At 70.8% G+C, this 21809-nt stretch carries 23 protein-coding genes; 17 read left to right on the top strand and 6 right to left on the bottom strand.

Annotated elements, in window-relative coordinates; genetic code table 11:
- Window positions 1–1335, bottom strand: a complete 1335-nt coding sequence (locus ACIBLA_RS10395; protein WP_399198356.1) for a D-arabinono-1,4-lactone oxidase — start codon at window positions 1333–1335, stop codon at window positions 1–3.
- Window positions 1280–2545 (bottom strand): MFS transporter, encoded by a 1266-nt coding sequence (locus ACIBLA_RS10390; RefSeq protein WP_399198355.1) that lies wholly within the window; start codon window positions 2543–2545, stop codon window positions 1280–1282. Before ACIBLA_RS10390 ends, ACIBLA_RS10395 begins: the two co-directional genes overlap by 56 nt.
- 153 nt (window positions 2546–2698) lie before the next feature.
- Here ACIBLA_RS10390 and ACIBLA_RS10385 point away from each other — a divergent pair, with 153 nt between their 5' ends.
- Together ACIBLA_RS10385 and ACIBLA_RS10380 are read left to right on the top strand one after the other, a co-directional pair.
- On the top strand, window positions 2699–3820 hold the full coding sequence (locus tag ACIBLA_RS10385; protein WP_363245115.1) for a ferrochelatase: 1122 nt from the start codon (window positions 2699–2701) through the stop codon (window positions 3818–3820).
- A gap of 55 nt (window positions 3821–3875) precedes the next feature.
- Window positions 3876–4700 carry an inositol monophosphatase family protein gene (locus ACIBLA_RS10380; RefSeq protein ID WP_363245114.1) on the top strand — a complete coding sequence of 275 codons (825 nt, stop codon included), beginning with the start codon at window positions 3876–3878 and terminating at the stop codon, window positions 4698–4700.
- Window positions 4701–4758: 58 nt separating this feature from the next.
- Here ACIBLA_RS10380 and ACIBLA_RS10375 read toward each other — a convergent pair whose 3' ends face one another.
- Window positions 4759–4932 carry a hypothetical protein gene (locus ACIBLA_RS10375; RefSeq protein WP_363245113.1) on the bottom strand — a complete coding sequence of 58 codons (174 nt, stop codon included), beginning with the start codon at window positions 4930–4932 and terminating at the stop codon, window positions 4759–4761.
- Window positions 4933–5288: 356 nt separating this feature from the next.
- On the opposite strand from ACIBLA_RS10375, the gene ACIBLA_RS10370 reads away from it, so the two are divergent.
- From ACIBLA_RS10370 to ACIBLA_RS10355, 4 genes are all read left to right on the top strand, one after another.
- A complete protein-coding gene (locus ACIBLA_RS10370) occupies window positions 5289–5942 on the top strand; it encodes a response regulator transcription factor (RefSeq protein WP_023538150.1) in 654 nt (217 codons plus the stop codon).
- A gap of 5 nt (window positions 5943–5947) precedes the next feature.
- Window positions 5948–7189, top strand: a complete 1242-nt coding sequence (locus tag ACIBLA_RS10365; RefSeq protein WP_363245111.1) for a HAMP domain-containing sensor histidine kinase — start codon at window positions 5948–5950, stop codon at window positions 7187–7189.
- 388 nt (window positions 7190–7577) lie between these two features.
- On the top strand, window positions 7578–7874 hold the full coding sequence (locus ACIBLA_RS10360) for a DUF4193 domain-containing protein (RefSeq protein ID WP_023538148.1): 297 nt from the start codon (window positions 7578–7580) through the stop codon (window positions 7872–7874).
- Window positions 7875–7887: 13 nt separating this feature from the next.
- Window positions 7888–8805: a hypothetical protein gene (locus ACIBLA_RS10355; protein ID WP_363245109.1), complete on the top strand. Its 918-nt coding sequence runs from the start codon at window positions 7888–7890 to the stop codon at window positions 8803–8805.
- Here the strand turns inward: ACIBLA_RS10355 and ACIBLA_RS10350 are convergent.
- Complete coding sequence (locus ACIBLA_RS10350) at window positions 8802–9287, bottom strand: DUF3093 domain-containing protein (RefSeq protein WP_399198354.1); 486 nt, start codon at window positions 9285–9287, stop codon at window positions 8802–8804. The genes ACIBLA_RS10355 and ACIBLA_RS10350 overlap by 4 nt on opposite strands.
- An 81-nt stretch (window positions 9288–9368) precedes the next feature.
- Here ACIBLA_RS10350 and ACIBLA_RS10345 point away from each other — a divergent pair, with 81 nt between their 5' ends.
- The 8 genes from ACIBLA_RS10345 to ACIBLA_RS10310 all read left to right on the top strand — a co-directional run bounded on the left by ACIBLA_RS10345 (window position 9369) and on the right by ACIBLA_RS10310 (window position 16810).
- Window positions 9369–9965: a PaaI family thioesterase gene (locus ACIBLA_RS10345; protein ID WP_399198353.1), complete on the top strand. Its 597-nt coding sequence runs from the start codon at window positions 9369–9371 to the stop codon at window positions 9963–9965.
- Window positions 9962–10486, top strand: coding sequence for a dUTP diphosphatase (gene dut, locus ACIBLA_RS10340; protein WP_363245105.1), 525 nt, complete (start codon window positions 9962–9964; stop codon window positions 10484–10486). Before ACIBLA_RS10345 ends, dut begins: the two co-directional genes overlap by 4 nt.
- A gap of 1 nt (window position 10487) precedes the next feature.
- Window positions 10488–11261 (top strand): DUF3710 domain-containing protein, encoded by a 774-nt coding sequence (locus tag ACIBLA_RS10335; protein ID WP_363245104.1) that lies wholly within the window; start codon window positions 10488–10490, stop codon window positions 11259–11261.
- A 157-nt stretch (window positions 11262–11418) separates the two neighbouring features.
- The gene (locus ACIBLA_RS10330) at window positions 11419–12159 is read left to right on the top strand and encodes an ABC transporter ATP-binding protein (protein WP_399198352.1); all 741 of its coding nucleotides are present in this window, start codon (window positions 11419–11421) and stop codon (window positions 12157–12159) included.
- Window positions 12160–12359: 200 nt separating this feature from the next.
- Window positions 12360–14903, top strand: a complete 2544-nt coding sequence (locus tag ACIBLA_RS10325) for a sensor histidine kinase KdpD (RefSeq protein ID WP_363245102.1) — start codon at window positions 12360–12362, stop codon at window positions 14901–14903.
- Window positions 14904–14932: 29 nt separating this feature from the next.
- Window positions 14933–15655, top strand: coding sequence for a response regulator (locus ACIBLA_RS10320; protein ID WP_363245145.1), 723 nt, complete (start codon window positions 14933–14935; stop codon window positions 15653–15655).
- Between the two features lie 33 nt (window positions 15656–15688).
- Window positions 15689–16075: an OB-fold nucleic acid binding domain-containing protein gene (locus ACIBLA_RS10315; protein ID WP_363245101.1), complete on the top strand. Its 387-nt coding sequence runs from the start codon at window positions 15689–15691 to the stop codon at window positions 16073–16075.
- Window positions 16076–16078: 3 nt separating this feature from the next.
- Entirely contained in the window at window positions 16079–16810 is a 732-nt protein-coding gene (locus tag ACIBLA_RS10310; RefSeq protein WP_363245100.1) for a DUF3159 domain-containing protein, read from the top strand.
- Window positions 16811–17244: 434 nt separating this feature from the next.
- Here ACIBLA_RS10310 and ACIBLA_RS10305 read toward each other — a convergent pair whose 3' ends face one another.
- Together ACIBLA_RS10305 and ACIBLA_RS10300 are read right to left on the bottom strand one after the other, a co-directional pair.
- The gene (locus tag ACIBLA_RS10305) at window positions 17245–17916 is read right to left on the bottom strand and encodes a TrkA family potassium uptake protein (RefSeq protein WP_363245099.1); all 672 of its coding nucleotides are present in this window, start codon (window positions 17914–17916) and stop codon (window positions 17245–17247) included.
- A complete protein-coding gene (locus ACIBLA_RS10300) occupies window positions 17916–18584 on the bottom strand; it encodes a TrkA family potassium uptake protein (protein WP_363245098.1) in 669 nt (222 codons plus the stop codon). The genes ACIBLA_RS10305 and ACIBLA_RS10300 overlap by 1 nt, the downstream gene beginning before the upstream one ends.
- A gap of 317 nt (window positions 18585–18901) precedes the next feature.
- On the opposite strand from ACIBLA_RS10300, the gene ACIBLA_RS10295 reads away from it, so the two are divergent.
- The 3 genes from ACIBLA_RS10295 (at window position 18902) to ACIBLA_RS10285 (ending at window position 21792) form a co-directional block, all read left to right on the top strand.
- Window positions 18902–19243, top strand: a complete 342-nt coding sequence (locus ACIBLA_RS10295; protein ID WP_363245097.1) for a winged helix-turn-helix domain-containing protein — start codon at window positions 18902–18904, stop codon at window positions 19241–19243.
- On the top strand, window positions 19240–19506 hold the full coding sequence (locus tag ACIBLA_RS10290; RefSeq protein ID WP_363245096.1) for a hypothetical protein: 267 nt from the start codon (window positions 19240–19242) through the stop codon (window positions 19504–19506). The genes ACIBLA_RS10295 and ACIBLA_RS10290 overlap by 4 nt, the downstream gene beginning before the upstream one ends.
- Window positions 19507–19686: 180 nt before the next feature.
- Window positions 19687–21792, top strand: a complete 2106-nt coding sequence (locus ACIBLA_RS10285) for an MMPL family transporter (protein ID WP_399198351.1) — start codon at window positions 19687–19689, stop codon at window positions 21790–21792.
- Window positions 21793–21809 lie beyond the last annotated feature (17 nt).

The following is a 21809-nucleotide window of genomic DNA, read 5'->3' as shown; positions in this document are numbered from 1 at the left end:
CTACCCGCCGATGACCCGCCGCAGATACGGATTCCCGAACAGCCGCTCCGGGTCCAGCCGGTCCCGTACCGCCGTGAACTCCTCGAAGCGCGGATAGACCCCGGCCAGATACGCCGCGTCCCGCGTGTGCACCTTGCCCCAGTGCGGCCGGCCGCCGTGCGCGGTCATGATCCGCTCCGCCGCCGTGAAGTACGAGCGGTAGGGCGTGCCCCGGTACAGATGCACCGCGATGTACGCCGTCTCCCGCCCGGACGCCGTCGACAGGGGGATGTCGTCGGCGGGGGCCGTCCGTACCTCCACCGGGAAACTCACCCGCAGGGGTGAACGCTCGACCATCGCCTTGACCTCGCGCAGCGCGCCCACCGCTGCCTCGCGCGGCAGGGCGTACTCCATCTCCACGAAACGCACGCGGCGCGGGGTCGTGAAGACCTTGTAAGGAATGTCCGTGTACGTGCGGGCCGAGAGCGCGCGGCTGGAGATTCTGGCGATAGCGGGGATGGTCCTCGGCACCGCCCGGCCGACCGAACAGGCCACCTGGAAGAGCCCGTTGGAGAGCAGTTCGTCCTCGATCCAGCCGGCGACCGTGCCGGGAGGGGCGGCCGGGCCCTGGCTGCGGTTGTTGCGCTTGGTGTTGCAGTTGCCGGTGTGCGGAAACCAGTAGAACTCGAAGTGCTCGTTCTCGGCGACGAGCGCGTCGAAGTCGGCCGTCACGCGGTCGAAGTGCATCGGCTCCTCGCGTGCGCGAAGCAGGAAGACCGGCTCCACGGCGAAGGTGATCGCCGTCACGACTCCCAGCGCGCCCAGGCCGATCCGGGCGCTCGCGAAGATCTCCGGATTCTCGGTCGGCGAGCACGTCAGCACGGAGCCGTCCGCCGTGACGAGTTCCAGCGCCCGGATCTGCGCCGCGATCGAGGCCGACTCACGCCCGGTGCCGTGCGTGCCCGTGGACGTCGCACCGGCGACGGTCTGATCCATGATGTCGCCCATGTTCGTGAGCGACAGGCCCTCCCTGGCCAGGGCCTCGTTCAGGCGCCGCAACGGGGTGCCCGCCGCCACGGTGACGGTGCCGGCCGTCCGGTCGATCTCACGGATACCGGTGAGCAGTTCGGGCCGTATCAGCAGGCCGTCGGTGGCCGCCGCGGACGTGAACGAGTGACCCGTACCGACCGCCTTGACCCGCAGCCCGTCCGCGGCGGCCGTACGGACCGCGTCGGCGACCTCTTCCACGGAGGCGGGGGAGAACGCGCGGGTGGGACGGGCGCTCACGTTCCCCGCCCAGTTACGCCAGGTGTTTGTCGCGGTCCTCGCCGTCGCGCCTGTACCGGTGCTGGTCATCAACCCCGCGCCCCTCCCCGTCCGTTGGCCGCCGCTCCCGCAGTCGGCGGTGGCCCAGCAGCGCCACCAGGGCCGCGGCCACCCCCGCCACGACGGGCACAGCGAACCCCGCCCGCGCCCCGGAGGCGTCCACCACCCATCCCCCGGCGGACGAACCGAGCGCCACTCCGACGGCCAGCCCGGTACTGGTCCAGGTCATGCCCTCGGTGAGCTTGGTACGAGGTACGTGCGCCTCGACGAGGGCCATCGTCGTCACCATCGTGGGGGCGACCGACAGGCCGGCGACGAAGAGCGCCACGGCCAGAAGCGGCAGACTCCCGGCCAGTTGGAGGGGGATCATACTCACGGCCATCACACCGACGCCCACCAGCCACCTCCTGGACGCACTGCCCCGCGGATGCAGCAGCCCGAAGACGACACCGGCGAGGCAGGAGCCGAGCGCGTAGACCGCGAGCACCAGACTCGCCGCCGTCTTGTTGCCGCGCTCCTCCGCGAAGGCCACGGTCACCACGTCGATGGCGCCGAAGATCGCGCCGGTCGCGACGAACGTCACCACCAGCACCTGGAGACCGGGGGAGCGCAGCGCTGTGCCCCCGGTGTGGTGCTCGCGGGACTGCGGTACGGGCTCGGTGGCCCGCTGCGCCGTCAGCCAGAAGACCCCCACCAGCAGGAACACCGCGGCCAGGAGCGGACCCGCCGCGGGGAACCACGCCGTCGACAGACCGATCGCGACGATCGGGCCGAAGATGAAGCACAGTTCGTCGACGATCGACTCCCACGAGTACGCGGCATGCAGCTCACGCGGCGACCCCCGGTACAGCTCCGCCCACCGGGCCCGGACCATCGACCCCACGCTCGGCACACAGCCCGCGCCCGCGGCGAACACGAACAGCGTCCACTCCGGGGCCGACCGCTGGGCACACACCAGGAGTCCGGTGACGGCCGTCACGGCGGTCAGCGCGGCGGGCCGCAGCACCCGCCGCTGGCCGTGCCGGTCCACCAGCCGGGAGATCATCGGGCCCATCCCGGCGGCGGACATCGCCAGCGTCGCCGCCAGCGCGCCAGCCAGCCCGTAACGCCCGGTGAGCTGGGAGATCATCGTCACGACACCGATGCCCATCATGGACAGCGGCATCCGGCCGACAAGACCGGCCGCGCTGAAACTCCGAGTGCCGGGCGCGGTGAAGATCGCGCGGTAGGGACTGGGCACGGGCGCTCCGGTGGGCACGGTCGCGAGAGCCGGCGCGTACGCCCGCCGGGCACTGGCGGTAAGGAATGAACAGGCGCAGACAGCTTACGGCCCGGTGGGCCTCCGGTGTGCCTCGGTTCACCGCCGCCGGGTGGCGGATGGCAGGATCGACGCATGCCCGAACAGCTTGCGACTTCTCCCTACGACGCCCTGCTCCTGCTGTCCTTCGGCGGCCCGGAAGGCCCGGACGACGTCGTTCCGTTCCTGGCCAACGTGACACGTGGCCGGGGCATTCCGAAGGAGCGGCTCAAGGAAGTCGGGCAGCACTACTTCCTGTTCGGCGGCGTCAGCCCGATCAACGAACAGAACCGCGTCCTGCTCCGGGCCCTGCGTACGGACTTCGCCGAGAACGGCCTGGAACTGCCCGTCTACTGGGGCAACCGCAACTGGGCGCCCTATCTGACCGACACCCTGCGGGAGATGACCAAGGACGGCAGACGCCGCGTCGCCGTCCTGGCCACCAGCGCCTACGCCTCGTACTCCGGCTGCCGCCAGTACCGCGAGAACCTCGCGGACGCGCTCGCGACGCTCGCGGACGAGGGCCTGGAGCCGCCCCGCGTCGACAAGCTGCGGCACTACTTCAACCACCCCGGTTTCGTACGGCCCATGGCCGAGAGCGTGCTCGCGTCCCTCGCCGACCTCCCCGAGGACGTACGTGCTGGGGCGCACCTCGCCTTCACCACCCACTCCGTCCCGCTGGCCGCCGCCGACACCTCGGGCCCCGTCGAGGACCACGGCGAGGGCGGCGCGTACGTCGCCCAGCACCTCGACGTGGCGCGGCTGATCGCCGAGACGGTGCGCGAGGAGACCGGCGTCGAGCACCCCTGGCAGCTCGTCTACCAGTCGCGCAGCGGGGCGCCACACATCCCGTGGCTGGAGCCGGACATCTGCGACCACCTGGAGGCCGTGCACGGCGCGGGGGCCCCCGCGGTCGTCATGGTGCCCATCGGGTTCGTCTCGGACCACATGGAGGTGCTGTACGACCTCGACACCGAGGCCACGGCGAAGGCGGCCGAACTCGGCCTGCCGGTCCGGCGCTCGGCGACGGTGGGCGCCGACGAGCGGTTCGTGGCCGCCGTACGCGACCTGCTCCTGGAGCGCGCGGCGGCAGAGCGGGGGAGCGCGGTGGAACGGTGCGCGCTCGGGGCGCTCGGCGCGAGCCACGACGTCTGCCCGATCGGCTGCTGCCCCGCCCGAACCCCCCACCCCGCTGCTGCGGGCGCCGACAGCCCTTAGGGGCTGTCGCCTCGCCCGCCCGTCCCATCGCCCGGTGCCTTCCTTAGGAGTACCAGTGCCCTTGTCGACATCAGACGTTGACACCGACCCCCTCTCCGCCGAACTCCTCACCCTCGCCCTGGAGGCCGCGCGCCGGGCCGGGGCGCTGTTGCGGGACGGGCGGCCCGCCGACCTGGGCGTGGCCGCGACGAAGTCCAGCCCCATCGACGTCGTCACGGAGATGGACCTCGCGGCCGAGAAGCTGATCACGGGATTTCTGGCGGAGAACCGCCCCGACGACGGCTTCCTCGGTGAGGAGGGCGCCAGTTCGGCCGGCAGCAGCGGTGTCCGCTGGGTGATCGACCCGCTGGACGGCACGGTCAACTACCTCTACGGGCTGCCGACCTGGGCCGTCTCCATCGCCGCCGAGCGGGACGGCGTCACCCTCGTCGGCGTCGTCGAGGCCCCGATGCGGCGCGAGACCTTCCGGGCCGTGCTCGGCGGTGGCGCGTACCTCAACGACCGCCCCGTGAACTGCCGTCCCGCGCCTCCGCTGGAGCAGGCGCTGGTCTCCACCGGCTTCAACTACGTCACCACCGTCCGCACCCACCAGGCGGCCGTCGCGGCACGGCTGATCCCGCAGCTGCGGGACATCCGGCGCGGTGGCTCCGCGGCCGTCGACCTCTGCGACCTCGCCGCCGGCCGGCTCGACGGCTACTACGAGCGCGGGCTGCACCCCTGGGACCTCGCGGCCGGCGATCTCGTCGCACGCGAGGCGGGCGCGCTCACCGGCGGCCGTCCCGGCGCCCCGGCCGACGGCGACCTCGCGGTGGCGGCCACCCCCGGCGTCTTCGAACCGCTCCAGGCGCTGCTGGAGGAGTACGGCGCCTGGCACGACTGACCCGGACAGGCAAGGACCCCGGCACCGTCCCGCGGTGCCGGGGTCCTTCACGTACGGGTCACACGTTCGCGGCGCCGAACTGAACGCCGTGCTCCGCGGCGAGGCGGTGCAGGTCCTCAAGCTCTTCCTGCTCGACCTCCGCGAGGAAGTCGTCGCCCGTCTCACGAGCCCGTGTGAGATCGGATTCGGTGGCCTTTATACGCTGCAGAAGACCTGCGGTGAATGCGTCCATTGCGCCCCCTCGGCGTGGGTCGATGGCACGGGGGTGTGCCGACGTCGTGGTCAAGTGGCACCTGGAAGTGCCGACGGCGGTCGATCACGCACCACTCCCTCTGGGGGACAGAGCGGGTAGTGGCATGCCACGTAAGGGCGTGATCTCGGGTGTGCACTCGTCATCCCCAGGGCTTGTGCACGAGAAACCTCTCCACATTCAAGAATCTTCCGTATTCCTTCCGTATGCCCGGCGGTCGGCATTGTCTTACCGCCGGTTTATGCACGTAGCGGGCAGGATGGGCCCGCACAACCAGTGCTACGACCTGCCCGGTTCCCCGGATCTCCGGCGATGGGCCCCAGAGGAAGGACAGCGACGTGCGCGTACTCGTCGTCGAGGACGAGCAGCTGCTCGCCGATGCGGTGGCCACCGGGCTGCGCCGGGAGGCCATGGCCGTCGACGTCGTGTACGACGGCGCCGCGGCCCTGGAGCGGATCGGGGTCAACGACTACGACGTCGTCGTGCTCGACCGCGACCTCCCGCTGATCCACGGCGACGACGTCTGCCGCAAGATCGTCGAGCTGGGCATGCCCACCCGCGTACTGATGCTCACGGCGTCCGGCGACGTCAGCGACCGGGTCGAGGGCCTGGAGCTGGGCGCCGACGACTATCTCCCCAAGCCCTTCGCCTTCACCGAGCTGACCGCCCGCGTCCGGGCGCTCGGCCGCCGTACGACCGTCCCGCTGCCGCCCGTCCTGGAGCGGTCGGGCATCAAGCTCGACCCGAACCGCCGCGAGGTCTTCAGGGACGGCAAGGAGATCCAGCTCGCGCCCAAGGAGTTCGCCGTCCTCGAAGTGCTGATGCGAAGCGAGGGCGCCGTGGTCTCCGCCGAGCAGCTGCTGGAGAAGGCCTGGGACGAGAACACCGACCCCTTCACCAATGTCGTGCGCGTCACGGTCATGACGCTGCGCCGCAAGCTCGGCGAGCCGCCCGTGATCGTCACCGTGCCCGGCTCCGGTTACCGGATCTGATGCCCGTGGCCACCACCCCGGCGCCGCCCTCGGCGCCCCCGAAACCGACCTGGGACCCCAGACGGCCCGACCAGGCGCTGCCCTGGGTCCGGCCGACGATCCGGATACGTCTGACGCTGCTGTACGGCGGGATGTTCCTGATCGCCGGCATCCTGCTGCTCTCGATCATCTATCTGCTGGCGGCACAGGCCATCAACGAGGGCAGCGAGCTGACCCTGAAGGTGACCGGTGTCAACGTCCAGCTCACGAGCCCCACCTGCCCCGGTCTCAACGAGGCCGTCAACAACGACCAGCTGAACGGGTCACTCAAGGCGTGCATGTCCGCCCAGCGCCAGCAGGCGCTCGACGACCTGCTCACCCGCTCGCTGTTCGCCCTCACGGGCCTGTCCATCATCGCTTTCGCGTTCGGTTACGCGATGGCCGGCCGGGTCCTGTCGCCGCTGGGCCGGATCACCCGCACCGCGCGCCGCGTGGTCGGCTCCGACCTGTCCCGCAGGATCGAACTGGACGGCCCGGACGACGAGCTGAAGGAGCTGGCCGACACCTTCGACGAGATGCTGGAACGCCTGGAGCGGGCCTTCACGGCGCAGCAGCGCTTCGTCGCGAACGCCTCCCACGAGCTGCGTACGCCCCTGGCGATCAACCGCACACTGCTGGAGGTCCACCTATCCGATCCGGCGGCTCCTGTGGAGCTCCAGCAGCTCGGCAGAACGCTCCTGGCCACCAACGAACGCAGCGAACAGCTGGTGGAGGGCCTGCTGCTGCTCGCCCGCAGCGACAACCAGCTCGTCGAGCGAAAGCCCGTCGACCTCGCCGAGGTCGCCACCCGCGCTGTCGACCAGACGCGCGGCGAGGCGGAGGCGAAGGGTGTCGAGATCCGTGGCGAGTGCCAGCCGGCGGTCGTCCAGGGCAATGGCGTCCTGCTGGAGCGGATCGCGCTCAACCTCGTACAGAACGCGGTGCGCTACAACATCAAGGAGGAGGGCTGGGTCGAGGTCACGACCACGGTCCAGCACGGGGAGGCGGTGCTGCTGGTGTCGAACACGGGGCCGGTCGTTCCCGCGTACGAGATCGACAACATCTTCGAACCGTTCCGCCGCCTCCGTACGGAGCGGACCGGCAGCGACAAGGGCGTCGGCCTCGGTCTGTCGATCGCCCGCTCGGTCGCGCGGGCCCACGGGGGCCGTATCATCGCGGAGCCGCGCGAGGGAGGCGGGCTCGTGATGCGTGTCACTCTGCCGGTCTGAGTTTTCGTCCCGATCCGAGCGAAGTTCGCTTTGCGCGGAATTTTCGGGACCCGTTCCCGGTTGGGCCGTGTGTGATCGATCACAGGGGCGAATTCAAGCCTCGCACTCTCTGTGATCAAGCCCCTTCCGTAAAGCCGGGAAAATCCGGGTTTCCGGGGGTCGGGATCACGGGAAGTACACGGGGTGGCGCCCGTGAAGTACGACATTCGGACCGTGTACGGTCCGGTTCGCCACCCAAAGCCGATCACTCCGGAAGACTCCGGTTGGGTGTCGATTGAGTAACAGACCTTGATGTGAGGCAAAATCTCCGCCTCAGGTCGGGCACAAGTCCGGCCTCTCACGCGTTACGCGCTGAGACACCGAAGACACCCAGAGGGGGAGAAGCGACATGGCAACGGATTACGACACTCCACGCAAGACCGATGACGACGTCGATTCCGACAGCCTTGAGGAACTGAAGGCCCGTCGGAACGACAAGTCGACGTCCGCGGTCGACGTGGACGAGTTCGAGCAGGCCGAGGGACTTGAGCTGCCGGGGGCCGACCTCTCCAACGAGGAGCTGTCGGTTCGCGTACTGCCCAGGCAGGCCGACGAGTTCACCTGCATGAGCTGCTTCCTCGTGCACCACCGCAGCCAGCTGTCCCGCGAGAAGAACGGCCAGCCGATCTGCCGCGACTGCGACTGAGGAGCGGTCGGCCGTGGCAGGTGACACACCGTCCAGGAAACGGCGTTTCCGGCGCAAGAGCGCGCCGGAGGCGCACCGGAGCGGCTCGGGCCCGGCAGAAGGCACCACGCCCGCTGCCGAGCACTCCGCTCCCCTGCCCCAACCCGGCGTGTCCGACGACGACGGGCGAGGCCTCCCGGCCTCGCTCGCATCAGCCGGGAGCGACCACGACGGGCCGGTGACCGGGGCCCGTCGCCCGGGCAGGGTCAGGCGGGGCATACAGAAGGGCGGCGCGGGCGCCAGGGCGGGGCTCGCGCATCTCGCGGACCGGATCATCGACAACGCCCCGCGCGTTCCTGTCCGTGATCTGGCCACGCTCCGCAGGCAGTTCCCGGGCCTGGGGCCCGAGCAGCTCGCCGACAAACTCGTCGCGGGCGCGGCGAACAGCAGCTCCACGGTGGGTGCCGGTGTCGGCGCCGTCGCGATGATGCCCGTACCGCCCGCGATGCCCGCCGAACTGGCCGCGGAGATCACGGCGGTCGCCGCGATCGAACTGAAACTCATCGCCGAGCTGCACGAGGTCTACGGCCTGCGTCCGCCCGGCAATCTCAAGCAGCGCAGCACCGCGTATCTGACCTCGTGGACCGAGGAGCGCGGCGTCGACATCATGAAGCCCTCGACCTTCAACCTGGCACTCTCCGGCCGGATGAAGCGCGAACTGCGCCAGCAGATCATGAAGCGCACGATCCGCAGCCTGCCGAACCTGGTCCCGTTCATGATCGGCGCGGCCGTCGGCGCGATGATGAACCGCCGCGACACCCAGAAGGTCGCCGAGCGCATCCGCAAGGATCTGCGCACCCGGCAGGTCTCCTGGGACGCCCTGCCCGCCCTCCCGCCGCTGGAGCGGCCCGAGGTGCTGCCTCCCGAGCTGCCGAGGGAACTGGGCCGCTAGGAGGCCGTCTCCGGCGTTTCCTTCTGCGTCTGCCGCACCGCGTCCAGCGCCGCCGCCAGTGCCCTCGGGCGCCGCGTCGACAGATAGACGTACGGCGTCGGGTCGGCCGGGTCGGTGATCTCCACCCGCAGCGCCGTCGGGATGTAGCTGCGCAGCAGCATGAAGGCGCGCGGATCGGCCTTGTGCATGCGCCAGGCGCGCGCCTCCTCACCGGCCAGCACCTCGGCGTCGCCGAGCGCCGCCACCGGGATCCGGGCGTCGCCCGCGACCAGCGAGCCCGCCACCACCCGGATCCGCGCGGAGCCGTACGAGCTGACGGCCAGTGTCGCCAGCAGCCCCGTCGCGATCAGTGCCCCGAGCATCGGCACCGTGCCCAGCGGAAGCAGGATGAGACCCCCCGAGAGGGCGACGAGAGCGGTGATCACCCACCATGAACCCGGTGCGGTGAGACGTTCGTCGTAAGGCGCCGCTGAATGCTCCATGGGCCAAGCTTGGCACGGTGCGACCGGCGGGTAGCCGCGCGGGTAAGGTCTGCGCCTGTGAGTACTGTGCCCTCCGGGGGGATGAGCCCCCGTTCCGCCGCCCGGTCCCCGGCTCTGACGCCGCCGGCCGACGCCATAGCGCCGGTACGGCACCCGGACGCCCCGGCCCCCGGGGAACCGCTCGGTTCGCACTACGCGCACTGCTTCGGCTGCGGCGACGAGCAGCCCCACGGGCTCCATCTCCAGTCCAGGGCCGGCGAAGGCGTCACGATCACGGCCGAGTTCACCGTACGGCCCGCCCACCAGGGCGCCCCCGGCCTCGCACACGGCGGCGTACTCGCCACCGCGCTCGACGAGTCGCTCGGCGCGCTCAGCTGGCTGCTGCGCGTGGTCGCCGTGACCGGCAAGCTGGAGACGGACTTCGTCCGCCCCGTACCGGTGGGCACTGTGCTTTTCCTGACGGCCGAGGCCACCGCCGTGAGCGGCCGGAAGATCTTCTGCTCCGCGGCCGGGCGGCTCGGCGGCCCCGACGGCCCCGTCGCGGTGCGCGCCCAGGCCCTCTTCGTCGAGGTGAAGGTCGACCACTTCATCGACAACGGCCGCCAGGAGGAGATCCAGGCGGCGATGGCCGATCCCGACCAGGTCAGGCGCGCCCGCGCCTTCGAGGTGAACCCATGAGCCGTAACCCTGGCACCCCCGTTGACGTGTTGATCCGCCGCACGGACCCGGAGGTGCCCCTCCCCTCGTACGGCCACCCCGGCGACGCCGGGCTGGATCTGGTCACCACCGAGGCGGCCGATCTCGCTCCGGGCGAACGCGCCGTACTGCCCACCGGGGTTTCCCTCGCGCTGCCCGACGGGTACGCCGCCTTCGTGCACCCACGATCCGGGCTGGCCGCCCGTTGCGGGGTGGCGCTGGTGAATGCCCCGGGGACGGTGGATGCCGGGTACCGTGGGGAGATCAAGGTGATCGTGGTCAATCTCGATCCGCGCGAGACGGTGCGGTTCGAGCGGTTCGACCGGATTGCCCAACTGGTCGTCCAGCAGGTCGAGAGGGTGCGCTTCCACGAGGTGGCGGAGCTTCCCGGCTCGGCACGGGCCGAGGGGGGCTTCGGGTCCACCGGAGGTCATGCCGCGGTGGGCGGTTCACAGGGTGGGAATCGATACGCATCGGTCGTATCCGACCGGGAAGGACAGTGACGTGTTCGGACGTCGCAAGAAGAGCGGTACCGCCGAGGACACGGCGGGCGAGGCCGAGCAGGTCGTCGACGACATCGACGCCGATGACACGGAGGACGGGGCCGAGACGCCCCGCCGGGTGAATCTTCCCCCGGCCCCCCGGCCCGACGGGCCGTGGGACATCTCCGAGGTCTCCAAGCCCGACGAGGGCCGGGTCGACCTGGGCGGCATCTACGTCCCCGGGGTCGACGGAATGGAGCTTCGTGTAGAGGTGGCGGGTGACGCGATCGTCGCGGCGACCGTCGTCGTACGCGACAGCGCCGTACAGCTCCAGGCCTTCGCCGCTCCCAAGAAGGAGGGCATCTGGAGCGAGGTGCGCGAGGAGATCGCCTCGGGCATCACACAGCAGGGCGGCATCATCGACGAGGTCGAGGGCCCGCTCGGCTGGGAGCTGCGGGCCCAGGTGCCCGTACAGCTCCCGGACGGCACCGGCGGCGTACAGCTCGTGCGCTTCATCGGCGTCGACGGGCCGCGCTGGTTCCTGCGCGGAGTGATCTCCGGACAGGGCGCGGTGCAGCCCGACGCCGCCGGGCTGCTGGAGCAGATCTTCAAGGACACGGTCGTCGTGCGCGGCGAGGGCCCGATGGCGCCCCGCGACCCGATCGTCCTGAAGCTCCCCGACGACGCGCAGATGGTTGCCGAGGGCGTCCAGCAGGCCGAGGAGCAGGAAGGCTCACGCTTCGCCGGCGGCATGGGGCAGCTCCAGCGCGGCCCCGAGATCACCGAGGTGCGCTGACCCGGGGGTTCACCCTCTTCGCCGTACGCGCCGGTGGGCCGCGCTCCCGTGACGGGGCACGGTCCACCGCCGTTTCCGGCCTCCGTCACCATTGCCCGGCCGTGTGTAGCCTGCACATACTGACGCCCGGCCATCCGCACCGTACGGGGGAAGACGCATGACCGAGAGCAGCAGCACCGGCACGGCCGCCGTCGCCGGGACGGCCGAACCCATGGTGCGGGCGACCGGCCTGCACCGCTCGTACGGCACCGGCGCCGCCGCCGTCCACGCGCTGCGCGGGGTGTCCTTCACCGTGCCGCGGGGCGAGCTGATCGCGCTCAAGGGCCGCTCCGGATCGGGCAAGACGACCCTGCTCAACCTCGTCGGCGGCCTCGACTCCCCGGACGCCGGACAGATCACCGTCGACGGCACGGACCTCGCCACGCTCGGCGAGAACGGGCTGCTCGCCCTGCGCCGTGACCGCATCGGCTTCATCTTCCAGTCGTTCGGCCTGCTGCCCATCCTCACCGCCGCCGAGAACGTCGGCGTGCCCCTGCGGCTGCGCCGGGCCGACCCGCGCGAGCGCGAGGAGCGGGTGGCGCTGCTGCTCGCCCTCGTCGGTCTCGGCGACCACGCCGCGCAGCGGCCCGGCGAGCTGTCCGGCGGCCAGCAGCAGCGCGTCGCCATCGCCCGCGCCCTCGCGAACCGGCCCGCCCTGCTGATCGCCGACGAGCCCACCGGGCAGCTCGACGCGGAGACCGGCCTGGCCGTGATGGAGCTGCTGCGCGCCGTCGTACGCAGCGAGGGCGTCACCGTGCTCGTGGCCACCCACGACGCGCAGCTGCTCGGCCTCGCCGACCGGGTGCTCGAACTCGCCGACGGCCACCTCGTGGAACACGAGCGCACCCCGCTCCCGTAAAGCTCCCGTAGGGGGTGTCTTGCGGGCGCTCCCTGATCCGGCCTGATCGACAAGACACCCCCTGGCAGGACGCCCATCAGAATCGTGTCAAGACGGACCCGGCCCCCCACCCCATGTCCGTTTTGGCGTCATCCTTGGCTGTACGTTCGGGCGGGAGGCCGCGAGGGGACGAAGCGGCTCGGTGAGAAGACAATGGGGCCATGGGACGCGGCAAGCTGAGGATCTATCTGGGCGCGGCACCCGGCGTTGGCAAGACGTACGCGATGCTCTCCGAGGCCCACCGGCGTATCGAGCGCGGCACCGACTGCGTCGTCGCGTTCGTCGAGCACCACAACCGGCCTCGCACCGAGGTCATGCTCCAGGGCCTCGAACAGGTCCACCGCCGCGAGCTGCCGCACCGCGGCACCGTCTTCACCGAGATGGACGTCGACTCGGTCATCGCGCGCCGCCCCGCCGTCGCCCTGGTGGACGAACTGGCCCACACCAATGTGCCGGGCTCCCGTAACTCCAAGCGCTGGCAGGACGTCGAGGAACTGCTCCAGGCCGGCATAGACGTCGTCTCGACCGTCAACATCCAGCACCTGGAATCACTCGGTGATGTCGTCGAGTCGATAACGGGTGTACGGCAGCGCGAGACCGTCCCCGACGAGATGGTCAGACGGGCCGACCAGATCGAGCTTGTCGACATGTCGCCCCAGGCCCTGCGCCGCCGTATGGCACACGGCAACATCTACCAGCCCGACAAGGTCAACGCCGCGCTCTCCCACTACTTCCGCCCCGGCAACCTCACCGCGCTGCGCGAGCTGGCCCTGCTCTGGACAGCCGACCGGGTCGACGAATACCTCCAGCAGTACCGCGGCGAGCACAACATCCGCACCACCTGGCAGGCCCGCGAGCGCATCGTCGTCGGCCTCACCGGCGGGCCCGAGGGCCGTACGCTCATCCGCCGCGCCGCCCGCATGGCGGCCAAGGGGTCCGGCAGCGAGATCCTCGCCGTCTACATCGCCCGCAGCGACGGCCTCACCTCGGCATCTCCCAAGGAACTGGCCGTCCAGCGCACCCTGGTCGAAGACCTCGGCGGCACCTTCCACCACGTCATCGGAGACGACGTCCCCTCGGCCCTGCTGGAGTTCGCGCGCGGCGTCAACGCCACCCAGATCGTGCTCGGCTCCAGCCGCCGCAAGGCCTGGCAGTACATGTTCGGGCCCGGCGTCGGTGCCACCGTCGCCCGCGAGTCGGGACCCGACCTGGACGTCCACATCGTCACCCACGAGGAGGTCGCCAAGGGCCGCGGCCTGCCCGTCGCGCACGGCGCCCGCCTCGGCCGCTCCCGGATCGTCTCCGGCTGGCTGGCCGGCGTCGCCGCCCCCGTCCTGCTGACGCTGCTGCTCACCGCGCTGGACGACACCCTGGGCCTGGCCAACGACGTCCTGCTCTTCCTCTTCCTGACCGTGCTCGCCGCCCTCCTCGGCGGACTGCGCCCGGCGCTCGCCTCGGCGGCCGTGGGCTCGCTCCTGCTGAACTTCTACTTCACCCCGCCCACCCACAACCTCACGATCCAGGACCCCAGGAACCTCGTCGCCATCGTGATCTTCTTCGCGGTGGCCGTCGCCGTGGCCTCCGTCGTCGACCTCGCCGCCCGCCGCACCCACCAGGCCGCCAGACTCCGCGCCGAGTCCGAGATCCTGTCCTTCCTGGCCGGCAGCGTGCTGCGGGGCGAGACGACCCTGGACGCCCTGCTGGAGCGCGTACGCGAGACGTTCGCCATGGAGTCCGTGGCGCTGCTGGAACGCACCAGCGACGTCGACCCGTGGACCCGCGCCGGCAGCGTCGGGCCCCGGCCCGTCGACCGCCCCGAGGCCGCCGACGTCGACATGCCCGTCGGCGACCACATGGCGCTGGCGCTCTCCGGCCGGGTGCTGCCCGCCGAGGACCGGCGGGTCCTCTCCGCCTTCGCGGCCCAGGCCGCCGTCGTACTGGACCGCCAGCGCCTGGTGTGGGAGGCCGAGGGCGCCCGCAGGCTCGCGGAGGGCAACCGGATACGTACGGCCCTGCTCGCCGCCGTCAGCCACGACCTGCGCACCCCGCTGGCCGCCATCAAGGCCGCCGTCACCTCGCTCCGCTCCGACGACGTCGAATGGTCCGACGAGGACCACGCCGAACTCCTCGAAGGCATCGAGAACGGCGCAGACCGCCTCGACCACCTCGTGGGCAACCTCCTCGACATGTCGCGGCTCCAGACCGGCACCGTCACCCCGCTGATCCGCGAGATCGACCTGGACGAGGTCGTCCCCATGGCGCTCGGCGGCGTCCCCGAGGACAGCGTCGACCTGGACGTCCCGGAGTCGCTGCCGATGGTCGCCGTCGACCCCGGCCTGCTGGAGCGCGCGGTGGCCAACATCGTCGAGAACGCCGTCAAGTACAGCCCCGACGGCACCCGCGTCACCGTCGCGGCCAGCTCGCTCGGCGCCCGCGTCCAGGTCCGCGTCGTGGACCGCGGCCCCGGCGTCCCCGACGAGGCCAAGGAACGCATCTTCGAGCCCTTCCAGCGCCACGGGGACGCCCCGCGCGGGGCGGGCGTTGGCCTCGGCCTCGCCGTCGCCCGCGGCTTCGTGGACGCCATGGACGGCACCCTCACCGCCGAGGACACCCCCGGCGGCGGACTGACCATGGTCATCGATCTCACGGCCGTACCGGGCCTCGCGTCGGCCGGCCCCGAACTACCCGCCCAGGTCGTCTCATGACCGGCGGCACAGCAGAAAGGCAGGCCACCATGGCGCCACCCGCCGGGGGAGACTCCCGAGGACCCGTGCGGGTGCTCGTGGTCGACGACGAGCCACAGATCGTGCGCGCGCTCGTGATCAACCTCAAGGCCCGCAAGTACGAGGTCGACTCCGCCCCCGACGGCGCGACCGCCCTGGAACTCGCCGCCGCCCGCCACCCGGACGTCGTCATCCTCGACCTCGGCCTGCCCGACATGGACGGTGTGGAGGTCATCAAGGGCCTGCGCGGCTGGACCCGCGTCCCGATCCTGGTGCTCTCCGCGCGCCAGACCTCGGACGAGAAGGTCGAGGCGCTGGACGCGGGCGCCGACGACTACGTCACCAAGCCCTTCGGCATGGACGAACTCCTCGCCCGGCTGCGCGCCGCCGTCCGCCGCGCCGAGCCCGTCGGCTCCGGCGACGACGACTCCGTCGCGATGGTCGAGACGGAGGGGTTCACCGTCGACCTGGTGGCCAAGAAGGTGCACCGGGAGGGCCGCGACGTACGGCTCACCCCGACCGAGTGGCACCTGCTGGAGGTCCTCGTACGCAACACGGGCCGCCTCGTCAGCCAGAAACAACTCCTCCAGGAGGTCTGGGGGCCTTCCTACGGCACGGAGACCAACTATCTGCGGGTCTATATGGCCCAGCTCCGCCGCAAGCTGGAGACGGACCCCTCGCACCCCAGGCACTTCGTCACCGAGCCCGGCATGGGCTACCGGTTCGACCGATGATCCGGAGCCCGCGGACCCCGGTACGCTTCAGCCATGAGTGCTGACAAGCCGGCCGGCCGCTTCCGCCGGATGCTCGACAGGCTGTCCAGCTCCCAGGAGGACCTGGAGTCCGAGGAGCTGCGGGAGGACGCGCAGGCCTCGGGCTGCACACGCATCTGCGACTGCGGCGACCGCCAGATAGTGAAGGTGACTGGTACGTTGCGGACGGTCACTTTGCGTCCGCGGGCCGGCGTGCCCGCGCTGGAGGCGGAGCTGTTCGACGGCACCGCGCCGCTGGACGTGGTGTGGCTGGGACGGCGCTCGATAGCGGGCATAGAGCCGGGCCGCAAGCTCATCGCATCCGGCCGGATCTCCATGAGCCACGGCCGCAGGGTGCTGTTCAACCCCAAATACGAACTCCGACCGCTCGGACAGGAGTAGCCGGTGACGTCAATCGACAAGCCTGCCGCGACGACAGACCCCGACACACCCGCGGGCACCGACCCGCAGAACGACCCGGACGCCAAGGCTGTGACGGAGGCCGCGCTCTTCGAGGCGTTCGGTGGCGTGCGCGGAATGGTGGAGACGGTCGTCCCCGGACTGCTCTTCGTCACGATCTTCACGATCAACAAGGACCTGCACGTCTCGGCGATCGCCGCGCTCGCGGTGTCGCTGCTGCTGGTCGCCGTCCGGCTGATCCGCCGCGACACGGTGAAGCACGCCTTCAGCGGCGTCTTCGGGGTCGCCTTCGGCGTGGTCTTCGCGATGATGACCGGCAACGCGAAGGACTTCTATCTGCCGGGCATGCTCTACACGCTGGGGCTGGCCGTCGCGTACATCGCGACCAGCGTCGCGGGGGTGCCGCTGATCGGGCTGATCCTGGGGCCGGTCTTCAAGGAGAACCTGTCCTGGCGTACGCGGAATCCGGGGCGCAAGTCGGCGTACACGAAGGCGAGTTACGCGTGGGGGTTCATCCTCCTCGCGAAGTGCGCGATCCTCTTCCCGCTGTACTGGTGGGCGGACACGACGCAGCTCGGCTGGGTGCTGGTGTCGCTGAAGATCCCGCCGTTCCTGCTGGCGGTGTATCTGACGTGGGTGTTCCTGGCGAAGGCGCCGGCGCCGATTGACGTCTTCGCTGAGATGGAGGCGGAGGAAGCTTCGCGGGAGCAGCGGTAGGGGGTTGCTGTTGTCGGCTGACGGGCGGGGGCGGGGTCTCCGGAGGGGTATGTCCGGACGGCATGATTTACGGCGCGTGCAGGGCTCGTTGGATCCGCTGACCCTGCTTGTTCACGCGCCACAAATCAGCCTGAGTGTCCGAACACACCCCTCCTGCGACCCCGCCCCCCTCACGCCGCCACGTGATGCTGTTCAAGCCCACTGCCGGTCCTGCGGGCTGAAGGGGGACGCGCAGGGGGCGTGGTCGGACACTCAGGCTGATTTGTGGCGCGTGGGAATGCCGGTTCCCCCGAGACCAACGAACGGGGCACGCGCCGTAAATCATGCCGTCCGGGCATGACCCCGGAGCGGCACCCGGCAACCACCGCAACCCACCCAGCGCGCCGCAGGCGCACCCGGCCCGACCGGACCCGGCACCCCGCAACAGCAAAGCGCTACGCGTCCTCGCGGCGGACCGACAGCAGGTCCTCCAGTTGTTCCTCGCGCGCCTGCGCCGCCACGAACAGCAGTTCGTCCCCCGCCTCCAGCGTCTCCTCCGGGTGCGGCGTCAGCACCCGTGAGCCGCGGATGATCGTCACCAGCGACGTGTCCTCCGGCCAGGCCACGTCCCCGACCTGGGTCCCCGTCACCGCCGACTCCGGCGGCAGCGTCAGCTCCACCAGGTTCGCGTCGCCGTGGCTGAAGCGCAGCAGCCGTACGAGATCGCCGACGCTCACCGCCTCTTCGACCAGCGCCGACATCAGCCGCGGGGTGGAGACCGCGACGTCGACGCCCCACGACTCGTTGAACAGCCACTCGTTCTTCGGGTTGTTGACGCGGGCGACCACCCTCGGCACGCCGTACTCCGTCTTGGCCAGCAGCGAGACGACCAGGTTGACCTTGTCGTCCCCGGTCGCGGCGATCACGACGTTGCAGCGCTGGAGCGCCGCCTCGTCGAGGGAGGTGATCTCGCACGCGTCGGCCAGCAGCCACTCCGCCATCGGGACCCGCTCGACCGAGATGGCGGTGGGCGCCTTGTCGATCAGCAGGACCTCGTGGCCGTTCTCCAGCAGTTCGCCCGCGATGGAACGACCCACCGCGCCGGCTCCGGCAATCGCGACGCGCATCAGTGACCGCCCTCCTCAGGACCCTCGGCGAAAGCCGCCTCGACCTTCTGGATCTCGTCCGTCCGCATCATCACGTGGACGAGGTCGCCCTCCTGGAGCACCGTCTGCGACGTCGGCAGTATGGCCTCGCCGAGCCGGGTGAGGAACGCGACGCGTACGCCCGTCTCCTCCTGGAGGGTGCTGATCTTGTGGCCGATCCAGGCGGCCGACGTGTGGATCTCGGCGAGCTGTACGCCCCCGCTCGGGTCGCGCCACAGCGGCTCCGCGCCGGACGGCAGCAGCCGTCGGAGCATCTGGTCGGCGGTCCAGCGGACGGTCGCCACGGTGGGGATGCCGAGCCGCTGGTAGACCTCGGCGCGCCGGGGGTCGTAGATGCGCGCGGCGACGTTCTCGATGCCGAACATCTCGCGGGCCACCCGGGCGGCGATGATGTTCGAGTTGTCCCCGCTGCTGACCGCGGCGAACGCGCCCGCGTCCTCGATGCCCGCGTCGCGCAGGGTGTCCTGGTCGAAGCCGACGCCGTTGACACGCCGCCCGCCGAAGCCGGAGCCGAGCCGGCGGAACGCCGTGGGGTCCTGGTCGATGACCGCGACCGTGTGCCCCTGCCGCTCCAGGCTGGTCGCGAGCGCGGCTCCCACCCGGCCGCAGCCCATGATGACGATGTGCACGTCCTCTTTACCCCGCAGTTCTGTTCGCCGAGCTGACCTGCGTAAACACCTGGTTCATTCTTCCTTCTCCGGGCGCCGGGCCACGGACGGGCCAACCGTACGGGGCACCGCCCGGCACTGAGCTTATGCGTCCGCGTCCGCCGTGCCGTCACCCGTGTCGGGGAGACGGCGGGGAGCCGTCGGGGGAGACCCCGAGACGACCCCCGAGACGACCCCGACTTCCCCTCAGTCGACCCTGATATATGTCAGGTTTCTTTGACAGGTGCGAACGACTACTGTCAGCCTCCTCTGACAGGTGCTGATGAAGGGGGGCCGGGGTGCAACAGGTCCCGACCGGCGACGAGTTGCTCAAAGTGCTCGCCGCGCTCGGCAATCCGCACCGGATGCGGATCGTCGGCGCGCTTCTGGAGGGCCGGAACTACGTCAGCCGGCTCGCCCGTGAACTGGGCATCGGCCGCCCGCTGCTGCACATGCATCTCCAGCGGCTGGAGACGGCCGGGCTCGTCGTCGGGACGCTGGAGCTGTCCGAGAGCGGGAAGTCGATGAAGTACTTCGAGCTGACGCCGTTCTGTTTCGCCCTGACCCCCCAGTCCGTCGCCTCGGCGGCGCTGACGCTCACCGAGGAGGAGAGAACGAGCATGAAGGAGTCCGCGAAATGAACGAATCGGGCTGGACGGACCTGGCGGGAGTCGTCGGCGCCGGCGGCGTCTTCCTGTTCCTCATAGTGGTCGTCTGGCAGGTCGCGGCGACCTGGCGCGCCCGCATGCTGGCGGCGCGCGAGGAGCAGTACAAGAAACTCGCCATGAAGTACGCGCAGTTGTTGGAGGACAACGTCGAGCTGCACCGTCGCACGCTCGACGAGCTGACGCAGGCCCGTGGCTCGATCGCGTCGATGGAGAAGATGATGCGCGAGATCGAGTAGCCGGGCCGGCCCCGGACACGGGCCCAAGTGAAGTCGTACGGCCGGGAGTTGCAGCTCCCGGCCGTACTCATGGAGATCCATCACTCGGGGCACCACCCCACGCGCCGCGGCAGGTCGGCAAACCATCACGCCGCGGTGCGGGAGGAGTGTGCCCTTCACTCCACACCGAGGAGACTACTCATGACCACCTTGCCGAAGCGGCTCGCCGCCGCCCCCGGTGGCAGCCGCGGGAAGTGGTTCGTCCTGGTCGCCTGGCTGATCCTGGCCGTCGCGCTCGGCCCGCTCGCCGGGAAGCTCGGAGAGGTCGAGGAGACGGGGCCGAACGCGTTCCTGCCCCGTGGCGCGGAATCCGCGAAGGTCAACACCGAACTGGAGAAGTTCCGCACCGACACACTCATGCCGGCCGTCGTCGTCTACACCGGCGAGGGGGCCGCCGCGAAGGCCGACGCGGACCGCGCGGGCTTCGCGCCGCTCGTCGCCGAGGGCGAGCAACTGCCGCCCGCCGCACGGTCCGACGACGGCGAGGCCCTGATGGTCGTCGTGCCCCTGTCGTACGAGGACGAGATCACCGCCAAGATCGACGAACTCCGCGACATCGCCGGCGCCAACGCGCCGCCCGGCGTGGAGGCCGAGGTCGGCGGCCCCGCCGGCTCGTTGACCGACTCCGTCGCCGTCTTCGACACCCTCGACTCGACACTGATGATCGCGACCGGCCTCGTCGTCGCCGTCCTGCTGCTGATCACCTACCGCAGCCCGCTGCTGTGGCTGTTCCCGCTGCTGTCCGTCGGCTTCGCCGCCGTACTCACCCAGGTCGGCACCTATCTGCTCGCCAAGTACGGCCATCTGCCCGTCGATCCGCAGAGCGCGGGCATCCTGATGGTGCTCGTCTTCGGCGTCGGTACGGACTACGCGCTGCTGCTCATCGCCCGCTACCGAGAGGAGTTGCACCGCCAGGAGGACCGTCACGAGGCCATGAGGACCGCGCTGCGCCGCTCGGGCCCGGCGATCCTCGCCTCGGCGGGCACCGTCGCCGTCGGACTGGCCTGTCTGGCGCTCGCCGACATCAACTCCTCGCGCTCCATGGGCCTGGTCGGCGCCGTCGGGGTGGTCTGCGCGTTCCTCGCGATGATCACGATCCTGCCCGCGCTGCTGGTGATCGCCGGCCGCTGGGTCTTCTGGCCGTTCATCCCGCGCTTCGGCACCCCCGCCCGCAAGGAGTCCAGCGTCTGGTCCCGGATCGGCGCCCTGGTCGCCCGGCGCCCGCGCTGGTCCTGGCTGATGTCGGTCGGCGTCACCGGCGTACTCGCGCTCAGCGCCTTCGGCATCGACATGGGGCTGCGGCAGTCGGAGATGTTCCAGGAGAAGCCCGAATCGGTCGTGGCGCAGGAACTGATCTCCGCGCACTACCCGTCGGGCGCCTCCGACCCGGCGAAGGTCGTCACACGCGCCGACCGTGCCGCCGACGTCGAGTCGGCCGTACGGGACCTCAGGGGCGTCGCGCGCGTCGAGGCCGGGGACCGTACGCCAGACGGCCGCCTCGCCACGCTGTCGGTGGTGCTGACCGACGCCCCGGACAGCGCGGCGGCCAAGGACACCGTCGACCGGCTCCGGGACGCCGTACGGACGGTCGACGGCGCCGACGCGCTCGTCGGCGGGGCCACCGCGCAGACCCTGGACACCCAGCGGGCCGCCGACCGGGATCTGCGGATCGTCATCCCGGTGGTGCTGGTGGTGGTGCTGGTCGTACTGATCCTGCTGCTGCGTGCGCTGGTGGCGCCGCTGCTGCTGCTCGCGACGGTCGTCGTGTCGTACTTCGCCGCGCTCGGCGCCTCGAATCTGCTCTTCGAGAGCGTCTTCGGCTTCGCCGGTGTCGACTGGTCGATCCCGCTCATGGGCTTCGTTTTCCTGGTCGCCCTGGGGATCGACTACAACATCTTCCTGATGCACCGGGTCCGCGAGGAGGCGCTGCGGATCGGTCACCGGCGCGGTGTCCTGGAGGGCCTGACCAGCACTGGGGGCGTCATCACCTCGGCCGGTGTGGTGCTCGCCGCGACCTTCGCCGTCTTCGCGGCGCTGCCGCTGGTGACGATGGCGCAGATGGGCGTGATCGTCGGCATCGGCGTCCTGCTGGACACCTTCCTGGTCCGTACGGTGCTGGTACCCGCGCTCGCGCTGGACCTCGGGCGCCGGTTCTGGTGGCCGGGGCGGCTGTTCCGCGGGGACGGGAGCGGAACGGGACAGTCCGCGTACGGGAGCACCGAGGAGCGTGCGCCGGAGCGCGTCTGACGCCGTAGCGCAGTCCC

Origin of the sequence: Streptomyces sp. NPDC050433, assembly GCF_044458565.1 — a bacterium.
In the GTDB taxonomy this organism is placed as follows: domain Bacteria; phylum Actinomycetota; class Actinomycetes; order Streptomycetales; family Streptomycetaceae; genus Streptomyces.
This window is presented reverse-complemented; position numbering and strand designations above follow the sequence as displayed.

Bases quoted from the DNA above. Each gene is read 5' to 3' on its own strand.
- ACIBLA_RS10395 (WP_399198356.1), bottom strand. From the start codon at position 1,335: ATGACCAGCACCGGTACAGGCGCGACGGCGAGGACCGCGACAAACACC.
- ACIBLA_RS10385 (WP_363245115.1), top strand. From the start codon at position 2,699: ATGCCCGAACAGCTTGCGACTTCTCCCTACGACGCCCTGCTCCTGCTG.
- ACIBLA_RS10375 (WP_363245113.1), bottom strand. From the start codon at position 4,932: ATGGACGCATTCACCGCAGGTCTTCTGCAGCGTATAAAGGCCACCGAA.
- ACIBLA_RS10360 (WP_023538148.1), top strand. From the start codon at position 7,578: ATGGCAACGGATTACGACACTCCACGCAAGACCGATGACGACGTCGAT.
- ACIBLA_RS10350 (WP_399198354.1), bottom strand. From the start codon at position 9,287: ATGGAGCATTCAGCGGCGCCTTACGACGAACGTCTCACCGCACCGGGT.
- ACIBLA_RS10345 (WP_399198353.1), top strand. From the start codon at position 9,369: ATGAGCCCCCGTTCCGCCGCCCGGTCCCCGGCTCTGACGCCGCCGGCC.
- dut (WP_363245105.1), top strand. From the start codon at position 9,962: ATGAGCCGTAACCCTGGCACCCCCGTTGACGTGTTGATCCGCCGCACG.
- ACIBLA_RS10330 (WP_399198352.1), top strand. From the start codon at position 11,419: ATGACCGAGAGCAGCAGCACCGGCACGGCCGCCGTCGCCGGGACGGCC.
- ACIBLA_RS10325 (WP_363245102.1), top strand. From the start codon at position 12,360: ATGGGACGCGGCAAGCTGAGGATCTATCTGGGCGCGGCACCCGGCGTT.
- ACIBLA_RS10320 (WP_363245145.1), top strand. From the start codon at position 14,933: ATGGCGCCACCCGCCGGGGGAGACTCCCGAGGACCCGTGCGGGTGCTC.
- ACIBLA_RS10315 (WP_363245101.1), top strand. From the start codon at position 15,689: ATGAGTGCTGACAAGCCGGCCGGCCGCTTCCGCCGGATGCTCGACAGG.
- ACIBLA_RS10305 (WP_363245099.1), bottom strand. From the start codon at position 17,916: ATGCGCGTCGCGATTGCCGGAGCCGGCGCGGTGGGTCGTTCCATCGCG.
- ACIBLA_RS10290 (WP_363245096.1), top strand. From the start codon at position 19,240: ATGAACGAATCGGGCTGGACGGACCTGGCGGGAGTCGTCGGCGCCGGC.
- ACIBLA_RS10285 (WP_399198351.1), top strand. From the start codon at position 19,687: ATGACCACCTTGCCGAAGCGGCTCGCCGCCGCCCCCGGTGGCAGCCGC.